The sequence below is a fragment of the Arthrobacter sp. Z5-13 genome (assembly GCF_056499105.1).
Genome location: NZ_CP096460.1, coordinates 585206 through 611022, shown reverse-complemented (window position 1 = coordinate 611022; position 25817 = coordinate 585206). Strand labels below are relative to the sequence as shown.

At 62.5% G+C, this 25817-nt stretch carries 23 protein-coding genes and 1 riboswitch; of the genes, 13 read left to right on the top strand and 10 right to left on the bottom strand.

Going from position 1 to position 25817, the window contains the following annotated elements:
• The first annotated feature begins 149 nt into the window (after nt 1-149).
• The 3 genes from M1E02_RS02880 (at nt 150) to M1E02_RS02870 (ending at nt 5583) form a co-directional block, all read left to right on the top strand.
• A complete protein-coding gene (locus M1E02_RS02880) occupies nt 150-743 on the top strand; it encodes a hypothetical protein (protein ID WP_479376663.1) in 594 nt (197 codons plus the stop codon).
• 2 nt (nt 744-745) lie between these two features.
• A complete protein-coding gene (locus M1E02_RS02875) occupies nt 746-1264 on the top strand; it encodes a hypothetical protein (protein ID WP_479376662.1) in 519 nt (172 codons plus the stop codon).
• A gap of 242 nt (nt 1265-1506) precedes the next feature.
• Nucleotides 1507-5583 carry a beta-L-arabinofuranosidase domain-containing protein gene (locus tag M1E02_RS02870; RefSeq protein WP_479376661.1) on the top strand — a complete coding sequence of 1359 codons (4077 nt, stop codon included), beginning with the start codon at nt 1507-1509 and terminating at the stop codon, nt 5581-5583.
• Nucleotides 5584-5666: 83 nt separating this feature from the next.
• Here M1E02_RS02870 and M1E02_RS02865 read toward each other — a convergent pair whose 3' ends face one another.
• The 3 genes from M1E02_RS02865 to M1E02_RS02855 all read right to left on the bottom strand — a co-directional run bounded on the left by M1E02_RS02865 (nt 5667) and on the right by M1E02_RS02855 (nt 8364).
• Nucleotides 5667-6359: a haloacid dehalogenase type II gene (locus M1E02_RS02865; RefSeq protein WP_479376660.1), complete on the bottom strand. Its 693-nt coding sequence runs from the start codon at nt 6357-6359 to the stop codon at nt 5667-5669.
• A 240-nt stretch (nt 6360-6599) separates the two neighbouring features.
• Nucleotides 6600-7520 (bottom strand): 2-hydroxyacid dehydrogenase, encoded by a 921-nt coding sequence (locus M1E02_RS02860; protein ID WP_479376659.1) that lies wholly within the window; start codon nt 7518-7520, stop codon nt 6600-6602.
• A gap of 79 nt (nt 7521-7599) precedes the next feature.
• Nucleotides 7600-8364, bottom strand: coding sequence for an alpha/beta fold hydrolase (locus tag M1E02_RS02855; protein WP_479376658.1), 765 nt, complete (start codon nt 8362-8364; stop codon nt 7600-7602).
• A 348-nt stretch (nt 8365-8712) separates the two neighbouring features.
• Between M1E02_RS02855 and M1E02_RS02850 the strand changes: the two genes are divergently transcribed.
• A complete protein-coding gene (locus M1E02_RS02850; protein WP_479376657.1) occupies nt 8713-9354 on the top strand; it encodes a hypothetical protein in 642 nt (213 codons plus the stop codon).
• A 218-nt stretch (nt 9355-9572) separates the two neighbouring features.
• Nucleotides 9573-10973, top strand: a complete 1401-nt coding sequence (locus tag M1E02_RS02845; RefSeq protein ID WP_479376656.1) for an MBL fold metallo-hydrolase — start codon at nt 9573-9575, stop codon at nt 10971-10973.
• A gap of 24 nt (nt 10974-10997) precedes the next feature.
• Here M1E02_RS02845 and M1E02_RS02840 read toward each other — a convergent pair whose 3' ends face one another.
• Nucleotides 10998-11405, bottom strand: a complete 408-nt coding sequence (locus tag M1E02_RS02840; protein ID WP_479376655.1) for a winged helix-turn-helix transcriptional regulator — start codon at nt 11403-11405, stop codon at nt 10998-11000.
• A 200-nt stretch (nt 11406-11605) separates the two neighbouring features.
• On the opposite strand from M1E02_RS02840, the gene M1E02_RS02835 reads away from it, so the two are divergent.
• Nucleotides 11606-12283 (top strand): FMN-dependent NADH-azoreductase, encoded by a 678-nt coding sequence (locus M1E02_RS02835; RefSeq protein ID WP_479376654.1) that lies wholly within the window; start codon nt 11606-11608, stop codon nt 12281-12283.
• 110 nt (nt 12284-12393) lie between these two features.
• On the opposite strand, the gene M1E02_RS02830 is transcribed toward M1E02_RS02835, so the two are convergent.
• Nucleotides 12394-12594, bottom strand: a complete 201-nt coding sequence (locus tag M1E02_RS02830; RefSeq protein ID WP_479376653.1) for a death domain-containing protein — start codon at nt 12592-12594, stop codon at nt 12394-12396.
• Nucleotides 12595-12739: 145 nt separating this feature from the next.
• Here M1E02_RS02830 and M1E02_RS02825 point away from each other — a divergent pair, with 145 nt between their 5' ends.
• Nucleotides 12740-13417, top strand: coding sequence for an ABC transporter ATP-binding protein (locus tag M1E02_RS02825; protein ID WP_479376652.1), 678 nt, complete (start codon nt 12740-12742; stop codon nt 13415-13417).
• 13 nt (nt 13418-13430) lie between these two features.
• Nucleotides 13431-14960 (top strand): DUF6297 family protein, encoded by a 1530-nt coding sequence (locus tag M1E02_RS02820; protein ID WP_479376651.1) that lies wholly within the window; start codon nt 13431-13433, stop codon nt 14958-14960.
• A gap of 39 nt (nt 14961-14999) precedes the next feature.
• Here the strand turns inward: M1E02_RS02820 and M1E02_RS02815 are convergent, their stop codons facing one another.
• A complete protein-coding gene (locus tag M1E02_RS02815) occupies nt 15000-16034 on the bottom strand; it encodes a helix-turn-helix domain-containing protein (RefSeq protein ID WP_479376650.1) in 1035 nt (344 codons plus the stop codon).
• Between the two features lie 83 nt (nt 16035-16117).
• Nucleotides 16118-17098: an alpha/beta hydrolase gene (locus M1E02_RS02810; protein ID WP_479376649.1), complete on the bottom strand. Its 981-nt coding sequence runs from the start codon at nt 17096-17098 to the stop codon at nt 16118-16120.
• Between the two features lie 288 nt (nt 17099-17386).
• Here M1E02_RS02810 and M1E02_RS02805 point away from each other — a divergent pair, with 288 nt between their 5' ends.
• On the top strand, nt 17387-18601 hold the full coding sequence (locus M1E02_RS02805) for an aminotransferase class I/II-fold pyridoxal phosphate-dependent enzyme (protein WP_479376648.1): 1215 nt from the start codon (nt 17387-17389) through the stop codon (nt 18599-18601).
• 22 nt (nt 18602-18623) lie between these two features.
• Here the strand turns inward: M1E02_RS02805 and M1E02_RS02800 are convergent, their stop codons facing one another.
• Nucleotides 18624-19544, bottom strand: coding sequence for an arsenic resistance protein (locus tag M1E02_RS02800; protein WP_479378042.1), 921 nt, complete (start codon nt 19542-19544; stop codon nt 18624-18626).
• A 259-nt stretch (nt 19545-19803) separates the two neighbouring features.
• A riboswitch (cyclic di-AMP (ydaO/yuaA leader) is annotated at nt 19804-20003 on the top strand.
• 4 nt (nt 20004-20007) lie between these two features.
• Between M1E02_RS02800 and M1E02_RS02795 the strand changes: the two genes are divergently transcribed.
• A complete protein-coding gene (locus M1E02_RS02795) occupies nt 20008-20790 on the top strand; it encodes a M23 family metallopeptidase (RefSeq protein WP_479376647.1) in 783 nt (260 codons plus the stop codon).
• Nucleotides 20791-20855: 65 nt separating this feature from the next.
• Nucleotides 20856-21638 (top strand): formylglycine-generating enzyme family protein, encoded by a 783-nt coding sequence (locus tag M1E02_RS02790; protein ID WP_479376646.1) that lies wholly within the window; start codon nt 20856-20858, stop codon nt 21636-21638.
• 88 nt (nt 21639-21726) lie between these two features.
• Here M1E02_RS02790 and M1E02_RS02785 read toward each other — a convergent pair whose 3' ends face one another.
• Nucleotides 21727-23100, bottom strand: a complete 1374-nt coding sequence (locus M1E02_RS02785; RefSeq protein ID WP_479376645.1) for an NAD(P)-binding domain-containing protein — start codon at nt 23098-23100, stop codon at nt 21727-21729.
• Nucleotides 23101-23220: 120 nt separating this feature from the next.
• Here M1E02_RS02785 and M1E02_RS02780 point away from each other — a divergent pair, with 120 nt between their 5' ends.
• Nucleotides 23221-23571, top strand: a complete 351-nt coding sequence (locus M1E02_RS02780; RefSeq protein WP_479376644.1) for an ArsR/SmtB family transcription factor — start codon at nt 23221-23223, stop codon at nt 23569-23571.
• Nucleotides 23572-23692: 121 nt separating this feature from the next.
• Entirely contained in the window at nt 23693-24583 is an 891-nt protein-coding gene (locus tag M1E02_RS02775) for a leucine-rich repeat domain-containing protein (protein WP_479376643.1), read from the top strand.
• Between the two features lie 49 nt (nt 24584-24632).
• Here the strand turns inward: M1E02_RS02775 and M1E02_RS02770 are convergent, their stop codons facing one another.
• On the bottom strand, nt 24633-25712 hold the full coding sequence (locus M1E02_RS02770) for a winged helix DNA-binding domain-containing protein (protein WP_479376642.1): 1080 nt from the start codon (nt 25710-25712) through the stop codon (nt 24633-24635).
• Nucleotides 25713-25817 lie beyond the last annotated feature (105 nt).

Here is a 25817-nt window from a genome sequence, read left to right as displayed (position 1 = left end):
CCCTATGACAATCAGCCCCGGAACATCTATCCTCTTGACATGAGCGTTGGGGTCACGTTCTGGCGAGCGGAATCACGCCAGCGTGAGCAGGATCTGATAGACCGGCAGGGATTCCCACCGGCGTCGTCATGGCCTGCGGGCGGTGACGCATGAACAGGAAAAACGATCCCCCTCCTGACAGCTACGCCGCCTTCCTGGCAAGGTTGGACGCTGCCACCGCAAATCTCATCACAAGGGCCGCCTCCTTGGACAATGCGCTCAAAGCCGTCTCGTTGCTTGTGGGACCGTACACAGTGGCACTCCGTAAATGGGAACGACGCCGGATCCACGTAGGCGAGCAGCTCGCCTTGCATTTTGGCGCACCATCGGGCACATCGTCGGCCGCCCCTTCCGGTTCGCTACAGACGTACACTGCCCTGAGCGAGCTCCACGACACCGCACAGAAGATGGAGTCAATGCTCCGTGCCCGCATCCTGCACCTGACCGAAAAGTTGGCGGTCATGCAAGGACGCCGCGAGGCGATCGACAAGTCGCTCCTGGAGCTTGAGGTCAGCAGGGCCAAGCTGCATTCGTCCCGGATGCTGTCCCAAGACCGCGAAAACTTGAGCAGGGCCTTTTCTGAACTTGCGGGCCCAACCCGTGCCGCCGTCGTCGTCTCCGATCTGGGGCTCCACAGCGATCTCAAGGAAGCACGCCAGGCAGTCATCCTGGCTGAAGCGCTTATGGAAGTGAAGGGGTACTGAACATGAAGAACCTGGCGCTTAATCAACCGGGCAAGAGCACTGTCACGCTGGTGCGCTGGTCGAAAAAGCCAGATCCCATTGTCAGGTTCATCCTGCTCAGCATCTTGGGCTTGATCCTGGGGCTGATTCTGATGATGTTCATGCCCTTCCTCCAGAGTTTTGGGGCCATTGCCTTGTTTACTCTCATGTTCGCAGCCATTCTCACTGCTCCCGCTGTCTCCGACGAGAGGAGTTTTATGAGAGGGCTGACCAAGAGGGTCAACGACACAATCGTCGAGGTGACGGGCACTCCCGGTGATCAGCTCTCAGTCAGGCAGTTCCGGCAACTGGTCAAGAGCGGCGAGCACGTTCCACTCCTCGTCAACGGAGTGCCGGGCTTGAATCTGCATGTGGAACGGGCGTCAATCCTGGAGTTGAGCGGACCCGGGAGATGGCGCGCAGTGTTCACCGTAGTCCCTCCGGAGAACGGGACCGACAGCTTCGACCGCCTGCTTTCGGCGGCAATTCAAGGGGCACGGTAGCCAGCAGCGCTCACGTCCCAACTGCTACTCGCTTCCCACTTACTCACGTTGTAGAAGCCTCTTGTGCGCTCCAACTGTGAACGCTAACATGAGCTATCCACCGCTGGCTTTCGCATCCCCTTGCGACGCTCCCCATCGTTCAGCAGGTGGGTCTTCTCAAGGGAGAGAGACCAAGAGTGGCTCTACTACAACGCTCGATCGCGACCACAAGCGTGATCATGCTCGCGGCAGGACTGGTCTCAATGACTTCACCTGCCTTCTCGGCGGAAACATCACTGGATGACAGGAAGGTGCTGGAACTGCCTTTCGACGGAAGCCTCGCCGACGTCAGCCCCAAGGCCAACGCACCCACCGTGCAAAAAGGGACGGCAGGCTACGGCACCGGACTGTCCGGTCAAGCCTTCAACTTCAACGGCTCCAACGCAGTGAACCTCGGCACTGCCGGGCATTTGCAGCCAGCGGACCTGAGCGTTTCGTTTTGGTTCAAGCCGAACATCGCGATGGCCGGCGAGCAGGTGTTCAGCTGGAACAAGCAGGCCTACAACTCCGACGGCTGGTACCTGACCTCGGAGAACAACACAACGCCCCTGGCCCTCTCCATCGGCCCCTCCACCGGACAGCCGTACAAAGTCGCCGTTGACGCTCCGCGGTCCACCTTCTTCCCCACTGACCAGTGGACTCACATTGTTGCCACCTACGACAAGGCGACCAAGAACGTTGCCATTTACCGTAACGGCGTCCGCCAGTCAGCCATCGTGAAGTTCCCCGTGGCTGGCACTGCCACTGGCGTCCTGGGTTCCGAGAGCACCACCACCAAGACCCTCGGCTACAACGGCCCCCTCTACAACGGTGCCCACCTTAACGGTCTGCTGGATGACTACACCGTTTACGACGGCGTCGCGTCCACCACCGACGTCGTCGCCCTCACCAAGGCGCACAACCCCACGTTCGACGCCGGCGCTGTTGCACAGTCAGACCTTGATGCGGTCACCGTTCCACCGACCGTCAGCACCAATTTCACCGTCCCTGTGGAGGGTTCCAAGGGAACCGCCATCAGCTGGGCGTCATCCAACCCTGCCGCCATCGCAATCAACGGTGGCGCAGCAACAGTCACCCCGCCGAGCTCGCCCGTCACAGTGACTCTCACGGCAACAGGCACCTATGGAGGAAGTAACCCCGTGACCAGAACATTCAACGTAGAGGTACTCCCGGAGGGCCTCGAATCCTCGGTCTACCTGCTCGAGGCGGGCCTCAGCGACGTGACTGTCCAGGATCCCTACCTGGTGAACGGCAACCAGAAAACCATTGATTATCTGCTCAGCCTGGACCCGGAGAAGTTCCTCTTCTCCTTCTACAAACAGGCAGGACTGACACCCACGACGGCGGCCGGTTACGGCGGCTGGGAACGCGAAACCGGTACCCGGTTCCAGGGTCACTTCTTCGGCCACTACATCTCGGCCCTGTCCCAGGCGTACTCCACCACCACCGACCCGACGACGAAGTCCGCGCTGCTTGCGAAACTGACTGCCGCCGTCGACGGTTTGAAGCGGTGCCAGGACGCCTACGCGGCGAAGGATTCCGCCAATGCGGGTTACGTTTCTCCCTTCCCCGTGACGTATCTGCCGTCGGGGGCGAATGGGCTGCTGGTTCCGTTCTACAACCTGCACAAAGTGGTAGCCGGGCTGATCGAAGCCCACGACAATGCCCCTGACGCTGTAGCCGCAAAAGCCCTCGCGGTTGCTGACGGTTTCGGTACTTGGATCACCAACTGGGCCGGCCGCCAGGCCAACCCCGCAGTCTTGCTCGGCACCGAATACGGCGGAATGAACGAAGCCCTGTACGAGCTGTACAGCATCACGGAAAAGCCGGCCCACAAGCGCGCTGCGGAGTACTTCGATGAGGTAACGCTGTTCCAGAAGCTCGCCGCCGGCCAGGACGTCCTCAACGGCCTCCACGCGAACACCACCATCCCCAAGCTCATCGGGGCACTCAAGCGCTACACGGTGTTCACGGACAATCCACGTCTCCATGCAACGCTGACGGATGCTGAGAAGTCCAACCTGAATATGTACCGTACGGCAGCTGAGAACTTCTGGCCCATCGTGCATGACCACCACACGTACGCCAACGGTGGAAACAGCCAGTCCGAGCACTTCCATGCTCCGGACACCCTCCACCAGTACGCAACCAACGGCCAGACCACCGGCTACGGCGAAAACTCCACCTCAGAGGGCTGCAACGAGTACAACATGCTCAAGCTCACCCGCGAGCTGTTCCAGGTCACCAAGGACGCGAAATACGCGGAGTACTACGAACACGCCTTCATCAACTCCGTCCTGCCGGTCCAGAACCCCGAGACAGGCATGGTCACCTATTTCCAGCCAATGGCCGCCGGCTACGCCAAGATCTTCGGACATGAACAGGACGAGTTCTGGTGCGATCACGGCACCGGCATCGAAAGCTTCACCAAGCTCGGCGATTCGATCTACTTCGAAGACACAAACTCGGTGTACGTCAATCAGTTCCGCACGTCCGCCCTCCGTTCGTCCGCGCACAACCTGCAGCTGACCCAGACTGCCGATGTCCCCAACAAGGAGACCGTCACGCTGCAGGTTGCCGGGCTCGACGGCGGAGCGGTGGTTGACGGAACCAGCGTCCGGTTGCGCATCCCGTCCTGGGTCAACGGAACACCGACCCTCAGCATCAACGGCGCGATCACCGATATCGCACCGCTCACGTCCGCGGGCTACATCGTGGTCCCGGTTAGTGCCGGCGATGCGATTTCATACACCCTGCCCGCCAAGGTAACGGTCGACGACGAAACGGAGAACGCCAACTGGGTGGCCTTCAAGTATGGTCCGGTGCTTCTTGCCACCGAACTGAACCGGAACAGCGTGGACGCGGCTTACACTGCCGGCGTCCTCGTCCGGATGAGCACCGCAGACAAGACCGTCAACTCGAACGTCGTCGTCACAGATGCTGTGGCCTGGAAGGCCGGCATCGAGAACAACCTTGTGCGCAACGAAAACGGCGTGAACGCGAACGGTGTGGAAACCATGCGGTTCTCACTGAAGAACGTCGATCCGGCGTCGGCCGCTCTGACTTTCGAGCCGTACTACAGCCTCTACAACGCGCGCTACGGGATCTACATGACCCTCGTCCAGCCCGATTCCGCCGAAGCGCAGGACCTGATCCGGCGGGAGAAGGAGCAGCTGCGGATTGACGAGACCACCATCGATTCGCTGACATCGTTCGATAACAACAACAGCGAGGCTGACAAGAACTACAAGTACAACAAGTCCGCTGTTGGCACCCACCTGGGGCAGCCGTACCGGGACGGGCAGCGGGCCACCGACGCCTACTTCCAGTACGACATGATCGTTGACCCGACCCTGGCCAAGAACTACCTCGGCGTCCGCTACTTCGGGGGCGATAACGGCCGGACCTTCGACGTGTACCTCAACGACGTCCTGCTCAAAAACGAGGTGATCACCAACGCCAATGGCGCCAGCAGCTGGTACCTCCAGTACGACCAAATCCCGCAGGCTGTTCTGGAGGGCATCGCGGGCAAGGACAGCTACAAGCGCGACCAGAACGGCAATTACGTGCTGGACGCCAACGGTGCAAAGATCCCCGTGGTCACGGTCCGTTTCCAGGGCAACGGCGTCAGTTTTGTGGGCGGTGTCTATGGCGTGTACACGACGACGACCAACACCTTCGACACCAACGCTGAGCTCAAGGCACTCACCTCCGACACCGGGGTGCTGAGCCCGGCGCTTGCTTCCGGCCTCCACTCGTACACCCTGACGGTGCCGACGAACGCCACGAGTGTGGCGCTCGACGCCGACCCCGCAGTCCCGAGCGGACTGGTCACCATCGGCGACATCCTGATCGACGACACGAGACCGCGAACCATCACGGTGAACGCCGGCACGGAACCGACGAACATCGTTCTCACGTCCTACGCGCAGGATCATGTGACGAAGGTGAACTACCAGATTGCAATCGTCCGTGCGAAGCCGAAACCTGCGCTGGCCCTGACCGCTACGGCGACTACCAAATGCGAAAAGGGCAAAGTGGTCCTCACTGTCGAAGTGCGGAATGACGGGACCGTGCCGATGGCGCTGACTCTCACGTCGGCCTATGGGCAGAAGTCGGTCAAGGCCGTGAAGCCCGGCAAGTCAACCGTGCAGACCTTCCCGGCCCGTGTTGCGTCGGTCCCGGCCGGAGCGGTGAAGGTGGAAGCCAAGGCGGCAGTGGGTGGACAGTTGGTCACCCACACCGCTGATATTGCTTACGCCGAACGGGCTTGCGGATAGCCGCCTGACGATAGGCCGCTTGAAGTCGCGGGCCGGGCCGCGCTCACATCGAGCGCGGTCCGGCCCTTCACTTGATTCCACTGTCAGGAAGTAGGACGCGGCAGGCCGAAGAGGACGGGGAGTTCGGCGATGTCGGTGATCCGCTCGTAGCCGAGCCAGTGCTCGTCCTGCTCGAAGCCGCGGTCCACGTACACCTTGTTCTTGATGCCCAGGATGGCGGCACTGCGCAGGTCGTACATCGGGCTGGCGGAGACGTGGACGATCTCATCCGGTGTCACGCCAAGCTTGTTGAACATGTACTCAAACGCACCGAGCCGCGGCTTGTACATGCCCATCTCCTCGGCGCTGATGATGAGTTCGAAGGGGGCCTTGAGGTTCGCTGCGAGGAGCGCGGCATCAGCGGTGTCGCTGTTGGTGATGATGACCAGCGGGATTTCCTCGGCCAGGCGGTTCAGTGCCTCGGTGACTCCCGGGTACGGGCCCCAGGTGGTCACAGTCTCGTAGACAGCCTGGGCGTCGGCCTCACGGTACTCAATGCCGAGCCTGTTTGAGGCGCGTTCCATGGAGTTGGCGACGATCTGGCGGAACGGCTTGTATTCGCCCATGCACTCGTCAATGCGGTATGCCTTGCAGGCCTGCAGGTACTCATCGGCGATCTCGGCCGGCAGCCGGTCGCCAAGGACCTCGCGCAGGGCGTCGCTGATAGCGAACTTGATCAGCGTTCCGTTCATGTCGAACGTAACGAATTTGGGCTTGGTCTCGAATTCAAATGCCATTAGTTTCCTTCGGTGAAGATGGTCGTCGATTGTCGACGAGTTAGGGAAAGATAGTTTCGTTGGGGTGCTGCGGAAAGGTTGGGGTGCTGTGGAAGGTTGGGGTGCTGTGGAAGGTTGGGGTGGTGTGTGTAGCTCTTTTTGATTCTCTTTGAATCTAAATTAAGGGGCGACGGATTGTCAACAGTTATTGAGACTTGTTCTCAAATGAACGGCCGCTTTCGACCCTGGCTACCAGCCGGGTTAGCCGCCCAGCACCACGTTGACCGGCGGCTCCCCGGCAACCATGAGATCGATCTGGCGCTGCAGAAGCCTGCCCATGCGCGGCCGCATCGCCGAACTCGCCCCGCCGACGTGCGGGGTGATGATCACCCCTGGAGTGCTCCAGAGCGGATGGTCCGCGGGCAGCGGCTCCGGGTCTGTAACATCCAGCGCGGCACGGATCCGTCCATTGCCCGTGTGACGCACCAGGGCCTCAGTGTCTGCCACCGGTCCGCGCGCGACGTTGACCAGCAGCGCGCCGTCGGGCATTGCTGAGAGGAAATCATCATCGATAAGGTGCCGGGTTGCGTCGCTGAGCGGAACCCCCACCACCACGATGTTATGCTCCGGCAGCAGGGCGGGGAGCTCCTCGATGCCGTGGACGACGCCGGTCCCGTCGATCCGCTCCTTGCTGGCCACTCTGGTGACGGTGGTTTCGAAGGGCAGAAGCCGTTGTTCAATGGCCTTGCCCACTCCTCCGTAGCCCACAATCAGGACGCGGCGGTCGGCCAGGCTGGCAGTAGGCCTTGTCTCCCACTTGCCCTGTTGCTGGTTCTGAAAGTGACGCGGAAGCTCCCGCTGGCTGGCCAGGATCAAGGCCAAAACCAGCTCGGCAGTGGACGTCTCATGCACTCCGGCGGCGTTCGCGAAAACCCGTCCCGGCGGCAGCGCGTCCGCCACACCGTCGTACCCGATCGATTGGCTCTGAACCAGCCCGGTCTCCACGCCCTCAAGATTGCGCAGGACTCCGGGGCCTCGCATGTACGGGGGCACCACAATGTCGATTTTCGGCTGCGGAGGTTCACCCGCGAGGTCCCATTCCAGCACTGTGACGTCCGGATTCGGCTTCAGGTACTGACGAAGTGCCGAATCGGGCAGGCTCACGGTGATCTTCCGGGTCATGGGACTCCTCGGTCTTGCGGCTCAATAGGACAGGAATTCTCCCTGCCAGCCTAGTGGAGCAACCTCGGCTTGACAGCCGTCAGCCGAGGATCCGGGCAACCGCTGCCCCGAACAGTTCAGGCCGCTCCAGCATCATCATGTGGCCTACTCCAGGAAGCACGGTGCTGGAGGCCGAGGCGGCAACTGCCCACTCAGGAACGGCCCACGCCGACGCAGAGTGCTCTCCTGCCAGCAGATGCACCGGGATGCGCCCGAACACGTATTGCAGCATCTTGTCGTAGTCCGGTTTCCCGGTGGTCTCAACGATTGCTCGGGCGGAAGACCAGACAGTGCTCCACGGCTGGTAAGCCAAGGCCTCCTCGGCGCGGACGGTCAGCGTTGGTGTGGGTTCGACCCCGCAGTCGGCCAACCAGGTATCAGCACTGGAGAGGGAAGCCCGGATTTCGATGTCAGCCTGGTCAACAGGCATGGCCGCCAACGCAGCGGACCAGAAGGCATCCGCAAGAGAGAAGTTACCCTCCACCGTGACGATGGACGCCACTTTCTCCGGATAGCGGGCCGCCAGTGTGAAGGCATACACGGCCCCGACCGAGTGGGCAATTAAGTGGACCGGGTCGCGGCTGCTGACCTCTTCAACATGCTCACGCAGCGCCGCCACCTGGGATTCGGTGGAAATCTCATCGAGCCCAGCGCTTCTGGCTGCGGGCGCGCAGCCATTCAAGGTTCCGTACCCGTTCAGGTGAGGGGCCGACGTCGGGCGTGGGTGAAGTGCCTGAAGAGCCGCAGGCTCCGAAAAGGGGCCGATAAGCCCGTGGACGAAGACGGCGGCACCGGCGGAAGTCATGGTTTACAGTTTGTCACCTACCGAGCCTCATATCCTCGTCAGAGAACCAATACCCAGCGCATCATTTTCCACGTACCAGCAAGTAACATACGCCCTGAAAAGCGAGTACGCATTACTCGTGCTTTAGGTGGTCCGGACAGGCTTCAATGGGATTCCAAGCCGGCGACGATCGAGTCCGATGAGACCAGGACTCGCCCCCAGACGGCGCCGGCTTGGACATTCCTGTCGGTTCCATGCACCGTCGAGGTGCCGCGGTTAGACTTGCGGGGCAAGGACGGATTGGGGGATCCCGGGCGGCAGCGCCGCCGTCCCTCTGGTCGGTCGCAACCAGCGAACCCGAGGATGACCGTGACCTTCTTCCAAGACTTTCCAATCCCACCGTCCAGCCCCAAACCATCCGCCGCCAGGTTTGTTCCGCCACCGTGGGCCGGCCCTCCGGCCTACGAACTGCCCGCAGTTGTCCACATCGGTACGTTCCTGCACCGCAGTCCGGCGATGGTGATGGCGCTCAGAAGCGTCGAAGTGTTCTCCACTGGCTGCTACTTGAACCTGTCCTGGGTCCTCCGCCGTGGCGAAGAAACCGAGGATGACTGGGCCGTAAAGCACTCGTTGTTCTTTCAGCCGGGCATGGGCTTCCGCCGCGGAACAGGTCAGCAATCTTGGCTCATGTTCGGCGTAGAACTTTCCGACGGGTCCAAAGCCAGTACGGGGAACCGAGGCTCCCATGGATTTATGGGAACCAACGAGGAACCTGACCCCCCAACACTTGCCCTCAACAACGGTGGCGGCAGCGGAGCGGACGACGAACTGGCCGGCGTCGGCACCCTCTGGCTCTGGCCCCTTCCTCCCGCCGGCACCCTCAGGCTGGTCACGCAGTGGACGGACTTCGGCATGGAAGAGACCTCGATTGAACTGGACGGAGGACAATTGAGAACTGCGGCGGAGGGCGTGCAACCGTTCTGGCCGGACGAGGACAGCAAAAATGTTTAATCCGGGCGGAATCGTCGTAAACCTGGTCTTCGCAGCAATCGTTTTCTACGTCCTTTATGGCGTCATCCGTGCCGCGGTTCGCGACGGTATCGGACTGGCAGAAGAACGCCGCCGCAAACGCCAGCAAAACCAAAGTGAATCTTCCGCAACGACGAGGACCCTTGCTTCAGGGCTTGGACATTCGCTCCGGAGGAATAATGGTGTCAAAGGAGCACACCATGTTGATCGAGCGCATTTACGATGACGACCTTGCCCAGGCCAGCTATCTCATCGGTTGTGAACACAGCAAGGAAGCGATGGTCATCGACCCCCGCCGGGACATCGCCGTGTACCAGTCTGTCGCCTCGGCTCACGGCGTGAAGATCGCCGCCGTCACCGAAACCCACATCCACGCCGATTTCCTCTCCGGGACCCGCGAGCTAGCCGCCGCTACTGGCGCGTGGGTCTACCTCTCCGGGGAAGGCGGACCGGACTGGCAGTACAAGTTCGACGGTGAACGGCTGCACGACGGCGATCAGGTCACCATCGGCAGCGTCACCCTCCAGGCCCTGCACACCCCCGGCCACACTCCCGAGCACCTGTCCTTCCTCGTGACCGATGGCGCTTTCAGCGGCTATCCCGGCTACCTGCTCTCCGGGGATTTCGTCTTCTCAGGCGATCTCGGACGGCCGGACCTGCTGGAGGAAACCGGCGGGCTGGAGGCTGGCGGTACCGATGTTGCCGGAGCGAGGCAAATGTTCGCCAGCCTCCGGGACAAGTTCCTGACCCTGCCGGACTACATCCAGGTCTTTCCCGGGCATGGGGCTGGCAGCGCGTGCGGCAAGGCCATCGGGTCCGTCCCTTCCTCCACTGTGGGCTACGAAAGGCTCTATGCCTGGTGGGGCCGGTACCTGGCCAACAACGACGAAGAGGCATTTATCAAGGAATTCCTCGACGGCCAGCCCGACGCCCCTTCTTACTTCGGCCGCATGAAACGGCAGAACCTGCAGGGCCCGGCCATCCTGGCAGAGCATGCTCCGCTCGAGGAGCTCGACGCCGAGACAGTCGCCAGGCAACTCGCAGCCGAGGCCGTGACCTTCGTTGATACCCGCCACAATGCCAAAGTTCACCAAGGCACTGTGGCCGGTTCCCTCAACATCCCTGCCGGTAAAAACCTCGCCAGCTATGCGGCTTGGGCCATCGATCCTGAACGTGATCCGCGTCCTCTGGTGCTACTTGCCAGCGCGCCGGAGCGGGCAGAGGAAATGCGGAACCACTTAGTGCGGGTAGGCATCGACTCGGTGGCCGGCTACGTGACCACTCTTGAAGGCCTGCCTCAGAGTACTCCCCGGCTGATCCGGCCCGCAGACCTCCCAGCGCTGACCACCGCCGTGCTGCTGGATGTCCGGACAACGAGCGAACATGCGGACGGCCACATTCCCGGATCCAGGCACCTGCACGGCGGCCGAGTGCTGTGGAACCTGGACAAGCTCCCCCGGGACTCGACTATCGTGGCCTACTGCCGGAGCGGCGCCCGAAGCTCTGTAGCGGCCAGTGTCCTGCGCCGCGAGGGGTACGACGTCGTCGAGCTTGAAGGAAGCTACCGGGCGTGGGCGGACCAGAAGGGACTGACAGCGTGAATGAGCCAGGGACATCCTGGCTCGCTACTCCAGGTTGAGCTGGCGGCGGTCGTGTTGCATGCGGGCGTGCGAGACATCGTCCATGTTCGCTTCGGCCCAGTCCTTCATCCGATGGACCACGCCAAGCAGGGAGTGGCCCAGAGGTGTCAGCTCGTAGTCGGTCCGGACCGGAACCGAGGCCGTGACGAGGCGGGATACAAGGCCGTCACGCTCCAACGAGCGGAGCGTCGAGGTGAGCATCTTCTGGCTCGCACCGGGAATGACCCTGCGGAGCTCGCTGTGGCGCAATTGCCCGTCTGCGAGTGCCAGCATCACCAAGGTGACCCATTTGCTGCTGATGGCCTCAAGCAGTTGGCGGGCAGGGCACTGTCCCAGATCGTTGTTGAATTCCGCTTGTGCTTCCTGCCGCTTTTCTTCCGCCGTGAGAGTCATTGCCCCAAACTTTCCTCTGCTGGTTCTGTACCGGCCGCCAGCCTACTACTTCCACGGAAGGGCAGCCCAAAGGCCAGGCAAGGGCACTTGAAAGTGCCCTAGGCACATCCAAGTGCGTTCTTACCCCCGGCGGCAGCCGCAGCAAGGATGGTTCATGGGCCGTCGCTCGGCCCGTTCCTGCCACCACCGAAAGGTAGACCGTGCCTACGATCCTTCACGTCAATGCATCACCCCGCGAGGCCCACAGTGACTCCCTCCGCCTCGCCCGCCATGCTCTCGATGCCATCCAGGCAGCGGCTGAGGAGCGCTTTGAGGTTGAAACACTGAATGTGTTCGACGACGGCGCCCTTCCGGATTTCGGGCGTACTGCTGCAGCAGCGAAGATGGCTGTCTTCTCAGGCCAGGATCAGACCGCTGAGCAGGTCAACGCCTGGGAAGCTGCACGTGCTGTCTTCGATCAGTTTGCGGACGCCGACGCTTACGTTTTCAACATCCCGATGTGGAACGCCGGTGTTCCCTACGCGCTGAAGCAGTGGATCGACATCGTTACCCAGCCCGGCTGGAGCTTCGGTTTTGATCCCGACAGTGGCTACAAAGGCCTGATGGAGGGCAAGCAGGCCCTCGCCATCCACACCAGCGGCGTGTACAGCCCAGGGGTGGCTCCGGCATTCGGCCAGGATTTCAGCAGCACCTTCTTTGCCGACTGGCTGAACTTCGTTGGCATCAACGACGCCACCCACGTGCGCTTCGCACCCACTGTCCTCAACATGGACGTCGACGGCAGCCGGCGGACCGCAGAAGCTGAAATTACCGACGTCGCCAGCGGGTTTGCTGCCCGTCTCACCTCAGCAGGGATCCTGCAGCTGGTGAACGACTAAGCGGTTTTCGGCCGGGCCCGGACGGGCACTAACCAGCGGCGCCCATCGATTGCTCCGTAGGTGCCCTTTAGACCCACCAAAAGGGCACCTACGGAGCAATCGATCCAAGGTTATTGCTTCCCGTATTTGCGATGGACGGCTTGTTTGCTGACTCCAAGGCACAGCGCTATGGCCTCCCAAGACAAGCCGGACTGCCTGGCTTTCCGGACCAGCGATGCCTCCGTGCGGCCCACCTCCTTTTGCAATTCTGCGACGGCGTACAGCGCCTCGGCGGGACCTTTCCCGTCCATTGATGCCACCAGTGTTTTCATTCGTTCCACCTCCACTGCGTCAACATTAGTTGACGCAGAGTTGGAAAGTCAACATACGTTGACGGCCAACCGCTAGAGCCCCTCCTGACCGATGACCAGAGGTGGTGAGCCCGGGCGGCGCTGGCCTCCCGTATAGGGTTGAAAGATGGGGGATGTGCTTGAAGCGGAGCGATTGTTAGTAGGGTATGCCGGGGCTCCGGTATGTGGAGAGGTCTCCTTCGGTGTTGCTGCCGGGAAGGTCCTTGGGGTGGTGGGTTTCAATGGTGCCGGTAAGTCCACGGTGGTTCGCACCTTGGCTGGTCGCCAGGACCCCTTGGCCGGAGACGTGCGTGTGAATGGGTTGCCGGTGATGCCTGACGCTGTGTGGTTCCGGCGGCATGTTGCGGTTGTATTCGATGAAGATGTCTTCTTCCCGTCCTTGACGGTCCGTGAGCATCTGCTGTTGGTGGCGCGGGGTCACTCTCTGCGCTCCCCTGAGGACGCGGTCGAGGCCGAGTTGAGCTTTTTCGGGCTTGCAGAGCGGTCGCATGCTGTTCCTGATGCACTGTCCTCGGGCCAGCGCCGGCGATTGCTCCTGGCCGCTGCTTTCATCCGGCCGTCATCTCTGTTGATTCTCGATGAGCCGGAGCAGCGCCTGGATCCGGTGATGAGGGACGCGCTTGCCGAACGCATTCAACAGCTCGCCGACGCTGGCACCACCGTAGTGCTTGTTACGCACGATCCCCGATTGCTCGTTCGGACAGCAACCACATGTCTGGTCATTGATGAGGTTGTTGAGACAGTTGATACGGAACGAGGTGCACAGATAATTGCTGGCGCCTGACTCGATGCGGCCGGTGTCGGAACCAGATACGTCCCGCGGGGACACGTCGCACCTTGTACGGGAGGTGGTCCGTTTCACCCGGAGCAGGACCCGGCAGTACAACAGGGTTCGTTCATCGCTTCGCGACATCTTCGTGGATGTGTACTCGTACGCCCTGGCCGGAGGCTGCGTGCTCATGGTCGCTGCGTCACTCGTCGTGGCGCTCCGCAACGAAATTGCTGGCCGGAGCCTGGGCGAGGTAAGCCTGACCGCGGCACATTGGCAGGTGTTGCCCGCGGAGTTCCTGTGGATGTTTTTGACCTACCTGGCACTAGTCGGAATCGCACTGACAGCGCGTCGGCTGGGACCGGTAACGGTCAGCCGCGCAGAAGGCGCGTGGTGGCTGCCGCTGCCGATTGACCGGCGCCTGATGGTCCTTCCTTCCTTTCGTTCCCGTCTCGTGGCGTCTGGCGGTGCGGCTTCGGCGGCCTACATCCCTTTCAGCCTCCTGACTGCTATCGACCGGTCCGCCTGGGCGCACGCCAGCTCCGCGGCGACCTTTGGACTCGGAGCCGTACTGGCTGTTGCCAGCGCTGCGATCCTGCAACGCACTCCAACATCCAGGGGACACCGGGTGGCGATTTTCGCCGGCTTCATCCCCGTAGCAGTTTTGCCCTTCCAGGCCCCTGCTGCCTGGCCACTCGTTTTGGCGCTCATTGCAGTGGTGGCTCTCGTCGCGTATGTGCTTCCCCGTCTTGGTGAGGTGAGTGGTGCGGAGCTGTTACGCGGCGGTGCTGTTTCAGGCCACGCCGCCGCGTCCATCTTCTTTATCAACGTCAACGAGTTACACCGGGCCCTGGCATCAGAACCGCGCCAGGCCCTCCGCAGGCGCGGTTCCCGGTTCTATGGGAGGCCTACCCGTTGGGCCTTCGCTGCCGTGGTGCGCGCCGATATCGTGGCGTTCCTGCGCCTGCAGCCCGCACCCACCATTCCGCTCCTGTGGTTGGGTATCTGCGTAGGCGTCGCGCTAATCACTCCGGCCCTTCCCGTGCTGCTCCAGCTCGGTGTGATCCTCATTGCTGGTTGCCTCACGACTTCGGGAACAGGGACAGTTGCTCGACGGACCGCCGTCATCACCGGGCTCGACTCGCTGCTGCCCGTCAGCCCGGCGCTGGTGCGCTGCAGCCGAATGCTCATGCCCGCCTTAAGCATGGCGGTGTGGATGGGGGCGCTGACCACAACATTCGTAGCCCTCGGCCCCACTCCTCCCTCGCTGATTTTTCTCGGGCTGCTCGCTGGCGCAGGAATGGGCGCAGGAGCGGTACGTGCGGCAACACGTCCCGCGCCGGACTGGACCAAGCCGCCAGTAGATACGCCTTTCGGGCCTGTGCCAAGGGACCAGATGTCATCCCTACTGCGGGGAACGGACATCACGGTCCTGGCGATGGTTCCGGTCCTACTCGCCCTGTTTCTAGGATCTGTTCATCCATGGCTGGTCCTCGCCCAGGGCGTCGTCACCGTGGGGGCTGTCATCGCACAAGCGTCGACGTCGACCGTCCGATAAACGTTCAAGGTGTTGCGACGATCGTTGGAAACTGCCCTCCTACGAATCGGGGGCGAGTCTCCAAAGCGTCAGCACCAGGGACAAACGGACACGTCCGGCGGCCGTGCGGATGTCAAAACCCAAAACCGTGGAGTACTCGGCTGCGCGGGCCTGGACGCTGGAGTGGTGCAGTCCGATCTCTTCGGCCACAGCACGCAGGCTGGTGGTTTCGGCGATTGACTCCAGGAGAGCGAGGGCCTTGGGCTGGGATGTCAGCAGCCGTTTGAGCGCCGTAAGGTCAGGCGTCTCATACGACGAAGCATCGGCGGCCTCCGCAAAAACGAGCAGACTGCCCAGATCGTCCGCAAGTTGCCGGGGGTGGCGCGGGCTGGTCAGCCGGAGAGCCAGGAGGGCAGTGGCCCACGAGCGGTGGAGCGCCTCCGGAGTCATGGCCAGGCCGACGCCTGCCGTGGACCCGGGCTGTGGAAGCTGTGAATCCAACATCTCTGTTGCGGAGAACCGGAGCACAGCTGCCCGCACCGGCCCCACGACGGTGTAAATGACGGCACTTGGCCCTGCGACGTCTGTGGACGCCGGCACAGCGACCACCCGGTAGGACGTTTGGCGGTCAAGGCGGAGCATGGCGGCCGCGTCCATCCGCCTCTCCAATGGCACCGCAACGTCCAGGAGGGTTTCGATTGCCCGGCGGGAAGCGGCCACCGGGCTGGTGCGGTCGAAGGAAATCCCCAGCGCAATGGCCACGCGCTCGAGGATCATCTCGTCGTTGGCGAAGGCCGGGCCCGGACGCTCAATCCACACCCGGCCGCCGTCGCCAAAAGCGTGCCCGGGCCAGCCGCCGTCGGGCTCTCCCGGCGCCGGGAGCCCGACGGCGGTTTTGGTTCCGGAGGCGTCAACCCGGACGGCGTTGCCGTCAGTGACATATCCTGCCGGGCAGCCACTCAGCACCGCAGCGCCGCTCAGCAGAACCTGGGCGCTGGCGTGCCCGTCAACAAGCGCGTCGAAGTACGCGATCACCTTAAGGCTTTCGGACGCCTCAGGGTCAAGCGCTTTGAGGCGCCACACCAGTCCCTGCATATCTGCCGCTCGTCGAGTTAGCTTGTAGCCCGAATTTTACTCCGCCCCCAACAGGCTGGCCTGTTCACAGGCCGCCAGGCGGGTCAGGCGCCAAGGATGCGGCGGACCCACTTCGTCCGCACATCGCGGGCCTGGATGGACAGTGCTGCCTGGGGGACGATCATGTCGAAACCATGGAATCCGCCGGCCCACACGTGCAGGTCAGCGACTCCTCCCGCTGCCCAGATACCGGAGGCGTAAGCCACCACTTCATCCCGGAACACTTCCGCGGTAGCAACATCGATGAACGCAGGCGGGAGGTCTGACAGGTCAGTTGCCCTGGCCGGTGCGGCATAGATGGACACCTCGGAGGTCCTGCGCCTGTCGCCCAGCAGGGCATCCCATCCGGTGTCGTTGCTGGTGCGGTCCCACAGTCCGAAACCGTCAATCTGGTAGCTGGAGACTGTTTCGTTGCGGTCGTCCAACATGGGGCAGATCAGGACCTGGCCGGCGAGCGCCGGGCCGCCCCTGTCCCGTGCCATGAGGGAAACACCCGCAGCCAGGCCGCCGCCGGCACTGGCGCCGGCGATGATGAGCCGCTCGGGGTCGAAGCCAAGCTCGTCGGCATGCGCCGCTGTCCAGACGAGGCCCGCATAGCAGTCCTCGACGGGGGCCGGGTCAGGGTTTTCGGGCGCCAGCCGGTACTCAACCGAAACGGCGACGGCGTCCATCAGTTCGACCCATTCGATGAGCATGTCCGCGCCGAGGAAGCGGTCACCGATGATCATTCCGCCGCCGTGGGTGTGATAGATCCCGGGGCCGCCGGGGACGTGGTCGATTTTTCTGAAGATCGAAACGATGATGTCCGGCGCACCTGCAGGGCCGGGGATTATCCGCTCCTCATGGCGGACGGCATGGCCTGCAAGCTGCTCTTCGATGGATGCGGTAAGTGGCCCGCCCCGCATGCCTTGAATCATGTCCGGGGTAAGGGTTGGATTGAGCAGGTCCCCCAGCGCCTCAAGAGTCGAGCCCAGCTCAACATCAAACGGCGGCGCTTTAGGGGTGGCTTTAGAGGCTGGCATCATGGATCTCCTGGATGGCTGGTCACCGCGTTGTGACGTGATTCAGCCTAGGCATTTCGTTCAGCGATTCTAACCGCCAGCCGGGCTCAAAGCAGTTCCCGCGGACCGCCATCTGGCGGTCCGCCGTGAGTCCCGCCGTCGTCCTAGCGTCCTTGGCTTTTACCTTTCCCAAGGGCCTTTACATCAACTTTGCTGAAGTCGAGAATGGGTCCCAGCACGGCCTCCACTGGCTCAGCAGCGCGCTGTCCGCCCGGCTGCCGCCACATCCGGCTGCCCTATACAGGAGCTGACATGAACGACCCCACGGCCACAGCCCAGACCATTTCCGCAGTATCTGCCCGCGCTGCTCAATTGGCATCCATCCCCTCGTTCCGGAGGGTTGAGGCTTACATCCGCGAATACGGCTCACGCGGGCACGGGCAGGCACCTGGCTGCGATTTCACTTTCGGGAACCCGCACCAGATGCCTGCCGACCGCTACGTCAACACCCTGCGGGACGCGCTGACACCTCAGAATGACCAGTGGTTCGCGTACCAGACCAACGGCGAGGCCGCCAGGGAAGCGGCCGCGGAGTCACTGCAGCGGCTGCTGGACGTGCCTTTCCTGCCGGAGGACATTTACCTCACCACAGGTGGCTTCGCGGCGATTGCGTTGGCATTGAAGACGGTGGCTGATCCCGGCGACGAAGTCATCTACAGCCTGCCGCCCTGGTTCCTGTATGAGCCGCTGGTCCTTGAAGCAGGGCTGGTACCGGTGAAGGTCACGATCAACACCACCACGTTCGACCTCGACCTCGGTGCGATCGAGGCAGCCATCACGGAGCGGACCCGGGTTGTGATCGTGAATTCGCCCAACAATCCGACCGGGCGCGTGTACCCGCCTGAACTGCTGCTGCGGCTGGCGGAAGTGCTGGAGGCCGCCTCTTTGAGGATTGGCCGCCGGATCTATCTCATCTCGGACGAGCCCTACAACCGGATTGTGTTCGACGGGCTGCGCTTCCACAGCCCCGTGGAGTTCTATGCGCACACGCTCCTGGCCTACTCCTACGGCAAGACGCATCTCTCCCCAGGCCAGCGCGTAGGCTATCTGGCTCTGCCGCCCACCATGCCGCACAGGGAAGAAATGGCCCCGGCAATAACCAGCCTGCAAGTAGCCATGGGCTGGGTGTACCCGAACGCCCTGCTGCAGCATGCGCTTCCCGAGCTCGAAAGATTCTCCATTTCTATTGATCAGCTGCAGCGCCGCCGGGACCGGCTGGTGGAGGAGCTCGGCGGGATGGGATACCGCATCTGGCGCCCGGAGGGAACGTTCTACCTCTACGTCCCCTCCCCGATTCCCGACGACGAGGCCTTCACCGCGTCACTTGCCCGCCGGGACGTCTTCGTTCTGCCGGGCGTGCTTTTCGAGACGCCGGGCTTCTTCAGGATCTCCCTGACTGCCAACGAGGACATGATCGAACGAAGCCTGCCGGCCTTCGACGCTGCGATGAAGGATGCCCGGCAGTGAGTCCGCTTAGCAGTGAGTCCGCTTAGGTGAGCTGCTGCCGCTGAACAGCAGGGATGATGAGCGGCAGAAACCGGACGTAGAGAACCATCCCGATGAGTTCGACAAGGGTCTGCGTGACCACCACCAGTGCAGCCAGCGCCAACGGGCCGGGCAAAGCCAATGCCAGCGGAAGGATCACCAATGAATTCCGGGTGGCCCCGCTGAAGACCACGGCACGGGTGGCCGGAACATCCAGGCGAGCCTGCCTGGCCGCAAGCAGTCCCACCGGCACCATAACGATCAGGAACGCGGCATACAGCGGAACAACGGCCAGCAAGACGCCCAGCTCCTGCCGGACTCCCACGATCTGGGAGCCCACAACCACGGCCAGGGTTGCCATCATCAGCGGAACCATCAGGGCCTGCATAACGGCCAGGATCCCCCGCCCAAGTGCCGCCCGCCGGGCCAGGGCCTGCGTCAGCGCCGCGAGTGCCATCGGAACCAGGATGAGCCCCACCAGCGCCTGAACAAAGGGGGCAGGGTCGATCGCTGTTGCTATCTCCGGGCCCACGAAAAGCATCAGGTACAGCGGCAACAGGAGCATCTGCACCAGCATGAGCACCGGCGCCGCGGCAAGGAGACGGTCGCTGGCCCCTCCCGAAAGACCGGTGAACACAATGACGTAATCGACGCAGGGGGTCAGCAGGACCAGGAGGACACCGACCAGCAGCGCCCGCTCTCCGGCGATGAAACGAGTGAGGGCGAACACCACCACGGGCACAACAGCGAAATTCAGTATCAGCACTGTGGACATGAAGCGCAGATCGTGGGTGGCCGTACCTATCGAGGCAAAAGGGATCCCAAGAAATGCGGCGACGAGCAGCAGGCCAAGGACGGGATTGATTGCATACTCCAGCGCCCCGGCCGAGTCAGGGGCGAGTAATCCAACCCCTCCACCAGCCATGATCGCGGCCAGATAGAACCCGATCTGGTGCCTTTCCAGCACTGCGACAAGAGTTCCGATCCTCACGCAGCCAATCGTAGGCCAAGGGCCGCCGTCGCGATCACGACGGTGGTAGCAGCATGAGCCAGCATCGTCACCCAGCCGCCGCATCCTACCCTGCAGCAAGACGAAACGTGACCTTATTCTGGTAACGGATTTGTAACTCATGGTTTTTCTTGCTTACATAGAGGGACCACATACCTTCATTTGGTATGCGTGTGACCGCCTCGCCAAACCCCGCCGGCGGTCCATGAAACCTTTATTTCCCTTGGCGGGGGCGGAAAACCCACTGATGATGCCTTGAGCATCTTGGGGTGAAGCCTGGCCCTGTAGCTGCACGCCTTGAGCGTCCGCCGGGGCAGGCCGGACAGTCCACTCGTCCGAATCCGACAGCTAATTTCGCCGGCGCCGAGAGGACCTACTTTTGACTTCCCAGGACAAACGCGGCTATCGCCATGCCCTTTTCGCATCCATGTCAGCCAAGGGCAGCCACCGGGCGCCCTCATCCCCCACCCCAACCCTGCGGGATCGCGGCCGGAAGTTGGGAATTGCGGCAGTGGTGACGGGCATGTTCGCACTGACTGCCCTTTCCAATGCCCACGCCCAGCCCGGCCTGATATCAGCCGCGCAGGACCTTGCCGCCGGAACGGTATTTTCTCCCACGGCGCAGCCCGCGGTGGCGGCAGATGCCGCATCAGCGCTGGCCTTTGACCGCCCGCAGGTGAGCTCCGTCCCGGCACCACAAGCCGAACCAGCACCTGCCCCGGCACCTGCCCCCGCTGCGGAACCAGTGCCTGCCCCGCCTGCTCCACCTTCACCGGCCCTGCGGGCTCCCCTGGCCTCGATGAGCGTGACTTCTCCGTTCGGCTTCCGCGTGAATCCGCTGACCGGCTCGCTCGACGAAATGCATACGGGCATGGACCTGTCCGGACAGTGTTCAACCCCTGTGCTGGCAGCAGCTGCGGGAACCGTGACAGAGGCCGGCTGGAGCCAGTACGGCGGCGGAAACCGGATCGTCGTCGACCACGGCAACGGCCTGAAGACCACGTACAACCACCTCGACAGGATCGGCGTTTCCGTTGGGCAGGCCCTGACCCAGGGTGGGCAGATCGCCGGCGTAGGGACAACCGGCAACTCCACAGGCTGCCACCTGCACTTTGAGGTCATGCTCAACGACCAGACCGTGGATCCCGTCGCCTACATGTAGCGGAAACGCGATTGAGAAGAGCCTCTTCGCGTTCCAGGTCTTGCCGGTAGTGCAAGGTTGGGAACATGACTTTTGAAGACGTGGGTGCCGGGGCTGTCCCACTCGCCGCGATTCCCGGAGGCACAGTTGAGTTGCACGACGCCCGTTCCGGATCTTCGCGCCAAGTCCAATTGCACCCCTTCCAGATAGGGCAAACGCAGCTCACGTGGGCCATCTGGAGCACTGTCTTGAGCGATGCCCCGCCTCCAGACTCACTAATGAGCGCTCCGGCTCATCCGGTGACCTGGTTCGACGCCGTCCGGTGGTGCAACAGGGCGTCCTCCGCCGCCGGCTTCAACCGGGCGTACAGGCTTCGCGACCGGGAGGTCATCTGGGATGTGAGCTCCAACGGTTTCCGCCTCCCCACCGAGGCCGAGTGGGAATGGTCCTGCCGGGCAGGGACCCGGACCCCTGTTTACGCGGCACTTGCAGATATCGCCTGGACAGCAACAGACGACGTGGCCGGCCCTCAGGAAGTTGCCGGGAAAGCAGCGAACGGCTTTGGCCTCTTCGACATGATCGGCAACGTTTGGGAATGGTGCTGGGACTACGCCGATACCGCCCGGTATGGCGATTACCGAAGCCTCCGGGGTGGAGGTTGGGCTGATCCGGAATGGAGTTGCAGGGCATCGGTGCGCCGCGGCAGCGCGCCGGACGCTGTACTGGAGGACGTGGGTTTCAGGGTTGCCCGCGGCGCGGTCGGTGATCCGCACGCCGAGGCCGCCCAAGGCTGGTCAGCTGATGAGGACCGGCGCAGAGCAGCTGTCCGGGGTCCCCTCCCAATGGGATGGACGCCGCTTAGGAGCTGAAACCGATCCTTGCAGAATCCTGTCCGTCAATGCGCGGATCGGGTATGCCGCCACGCTCACGTGGACCGGCCCCGGATAGGTACCGTGGCTACTGGTCCCCGGAGCGGCCATGGGAAAGGCCCGTCGGGAAGCCCACGAGCACAGGCTCAGGAGTGCCGCAGCAAACCGCCTCGGTCTCCTCGAGGGTGGTGTCCGGGGCGTCGCAACTAGTCCCGGCGCCGCTGGAGCAGACCCCCGTTTCGGGAAGTTCCAGCTGGACGGTATCGGCGCCTTCGCGATCTCCGGCAAGGGCTGCTGCTACTGAGCGGACCTGTTCGTACCCGGTAGCCAGCAGGAACGTGGGCGCACGGCCATAGGATTTCATGCCCACAATGTAGAAGTCCTTCTCCGGATGAGCCAGGAGCCGTGCGCCGTGCGGGGGGACGGTGCCGCAGGAGTGGAACTCGGGATCGATGAGCGGCCCCAGTTCCAGCGGCGCCTCGACGGCGGGGTCCAGGTTCAGCCGGAGTTCCCGGAGGATGTCCAGGTCAGGCCGGAAACCTGTGCAAGGAACGACGACGTCGGCTTCGATGGTGCGTCCGTCCAAAGCGGTGACCGTTACGCCGTCGTCGGAATCCTTCAGAGCCGCGATACCAAAGCCTGTGCTCAGTTGGATGGTTCCGGCGTCCACGAGGCGGCGGAGCCGGGAGCCGAGCTGGCCGCGGGCCGGCAGCCCGTCTGCGTCACCGCCGCCGTAGACCTTATCTGCGGATGCGCCCCGCACGGCCCAAAGGATCCGGGTGCCGGCTTCTTCTTTGGTGAGGTCGGCGAGATTGATCAGGGTGTTCGCCGCCGAGTGGCCGGCCCCCACCACCAGCACGCGGCGGCCGGCAAAGGCTGAACGGTCCCGGCCCAGAACGTCAGGAAGAGGTGAAGAAATCCGGAACGCAACCGCCTCTTCGCCGATGCCGGAGAGCCCTGAGGTTCCCAGGGGGTTGCGGGTGGACCAGGTACCCGAGGCATCGATCACGCTGGCCACCCGGTAATCGATGGTGCTGCCGCCGTCGTGCTCCACGCGGACGATGAAAGGTGTGGTGTCCCGGTTGCGGGTGTGGGTCTTATCCATTCCCTGCCGGGTCACGGCGGTAACACGCGCACCGGTCTTCAGCCGTGACGCGATCTCGGGGAGGGCCGCCAGCGGTGCAAGATATCCGTCGATCAGTTCCCCTCCGTAGGGCAGGGCCGTTGCGCGGGGGGACTCCCAACCGGATGCTTCGAGGAGACGGACGGCAGCGGCGTCAAGATTGAACCGCCACGGTGAGAATAGCCGGATGTGGCGCCATTGTTCGATCGCAGCACCAGCGGACGCTCCCGCTTCCAGGATCAGCGGTTCCAGGCCACGCTCCAGCAGGTGCGCGGCGGCGGCAAGACCAACCGGACCTGCGCCGATCACGGCGATGGGAAGGGTCTTAGATGACTCCATCGTGTCCTCTTTCTGATCGCGGTGGCTGACCCGGGATGAGGGTTACTAAATCGACGGATGTCGATATGGAAGTATCACCAGATATATCGACGAGTGTCAATATATGTGCATAATTGGGCTATGAACTCTCTGCCAACTCTCGAGGTCGCGCCGCCCGACACCTGCTGCGAGCCTTCAGGTGGAATGATTTTGAACGCCGAGGACGCCCAGCAGAGGGCTCTGGCATTCAAAGCACTTGCCGATCCGAACCGGTTGCGCCTGCTTTCCATCGTCAAAGCCGGCGGCGAGGGCGGAACGTGCGTGTGCGACCTCACTGAGCCCCTGGACCTGGGACAGCCCACCGTGTCCCATCACCTGAAGATCCTGGTCGACGCCGGCTTGCTGCACCGGGAAAAGCGCGGCACCTGGGCCTACTACTCGCTGGTCCCGGGTGCGCTCGAACAGACGGCGGGCCTCCTGGCGAGCCTCTAGCCTGCTGCTAAGGGCGAGCTTCTCGCCGATAAAGCCGTGGGCTTTACTGGCAGCTGTGGACGATGATTGATCCACTGCGGATGAGAGGGAGCGGACATGGCGAATGTATAACCCTAAGAGAATGGTGCAGTACGACGGCTACTCCTTGGAGGAAACCGCAGACGGTACGAGGCTCTTCGTCAATGGGCGGTGGACCCCCACAGTTGAAGGCGTCGTACAAAGCGGGCGTATCCGCGAAGTCATCCTGAATTACGCCCACGGTTTTAGCGAGCCAAACTTAGAGTTTATTCGGCCGTGGCCAATACTCAGGTTGGACTTGTTGGATCGAAACATAAGGGATTTAGAGCCCGTCTCTCGTCTTAAGCACGTTCTTACAGAACTGCGCGTGGGACCCGTCCATCCCTCATCTGAGGGAACTCTAGACCTGAGCGGATTCGATTCGCTGAGAACGCTTTCTCTGCCCTGGTCACTGATAAAGAGCCAGACAGAAGCGATGGCAAACGTGACCGATCTTTTCTTGCTCAATTACCAAGGTGCAGACCTCGCACCCCTTGCATCGTGTAAATCTTTGGGTGTCCTGAGCATGAAGCATTATCCGCAGATTCAATCGCTTAACGGACTTGGGGAATTTGAGAAGTTGCTCCAGCTATCGATCCATGGAGCTTCCAAACTGGCGGATCTTTCAACCCTTCGCGACTCTGGCGCAGCGCAGAATCTCATGGAATTGCAGCTTGAATCATGTAAAAGGATCAGCGTCCTTGACGAGGTCGCCTCAGCCGCCAACGTCCGGTTCCTCAATTTGGGAAATTGCGGCGACATAGCATCGCTCCAGCCCCTGCAGAATCTAAGGGAATTGAGGCGGCTGTATCTCTACGAGTCCACAAGGGCCTTGGACGGCGACCTCACCCCGCTTCTATCGCTGCCGCGGCTCCTTGAACTAAGACTGGCTAACCGGCGCAGCTACAGGCCCTCGGTTCCGGCGATCGAAAAACAGCTCGGTCTAGCCAAATAAGGGTGCCCGGGAAGGAGAGCTTTTCGTCAGCGTCGGCTCCGTCCGTTGTTCACTCAACCTTGGACCAGGTGGCCTCCATCTCCAGGAAGCGTCCGAACCGCTGGACCGCGTGATCAAGCTTCTCTTCCTCCGGCTTGGTCAGGGCTCCGAAGAGGGTCGCCTCCACGACGACGGAACGTCCGTTGAGGGTTCGCTTCCAGCTGCCTACCGTTCGCCCGTCGATCACAATGGCCCGGTCCAGGAACAACCCGGGGCGCGGCGGCTGGTGGGCGAGCACAACGCGCAGGTCCTGGTAGGCCACCACGGTTTCGTCAAACATGGGGATAAGGAAACCCTCGGTAAGTCTGGACGTCGCAGCACCGGGAGAGGGCGAGGAGTACCAGCTGGTTCCATTCTCATTCGTGATGGACTCGAGCTGCCCGTCCAGGCGCTGAAGAGCCGCCTTGGTATCGGCGACAGTAAAGCTGGACCAGGTGGTGAAGTCTTTGACCGTGGCCGGGCCGTGGCTGCGAAAGTACCGCAGCACAAGCTCGTCCAGCGCTGATTCACGGGACCGGTCGTCCAGTGCGGTTACCGGTACACGATCATCTACCAGGGCATAAGTGTGTTGTTTGCCGCGCCGTGGGCCACTGCAGATGAGCTCTTCGAGCTCCGCGTACATAAGGAAGTAGGCAAGCTGAGGGCCGCTTGTCTCGATGCCTTCCTTAGCCAGGCGTTCCACCAGCTCCTTCCGGGTCAGAGGACCATCGCCGGCGAGTGCACTGGCGAACACGGCGTGGGCCCGGATGAGCAGCTCAGGGCTGGCGCCAAACTTGCCGTACCAATGCTTGTTGAGCGCGTGGACACGGGGGCCACTCAACCTGAGGAGCCAGCGCAGATCCTCGCGCGCCACGAAATGCCAGGTGGGGCGCAGCACATGCGTTCTGATGATGTCGCCCCGGGCGAAGGCGGCCTCGATCTCGGCGTCCGTGCAACCATTCGTACGTTCAGCCAGCGACCATTTAGCCTCGGCGAACTCCTGCGCCTGCACGGCCCCGAGCCAACGGACCGCCTCCGCCGCACCCTCGAACGGCTCCCCCGCCAGACGCTGGTTCGCCAGTCGCTGGCGCACAGTTGCGAGGGGTTCCATCAGACCGTCCTGCCTGCGCAGAGGGTTGCAGGCAGTTGAGCCAGGGCACTCGAGTTGGGCTTCATCTTTGAGGATCCTCAGGCAGCCGGGATATTGGCGCCAGAG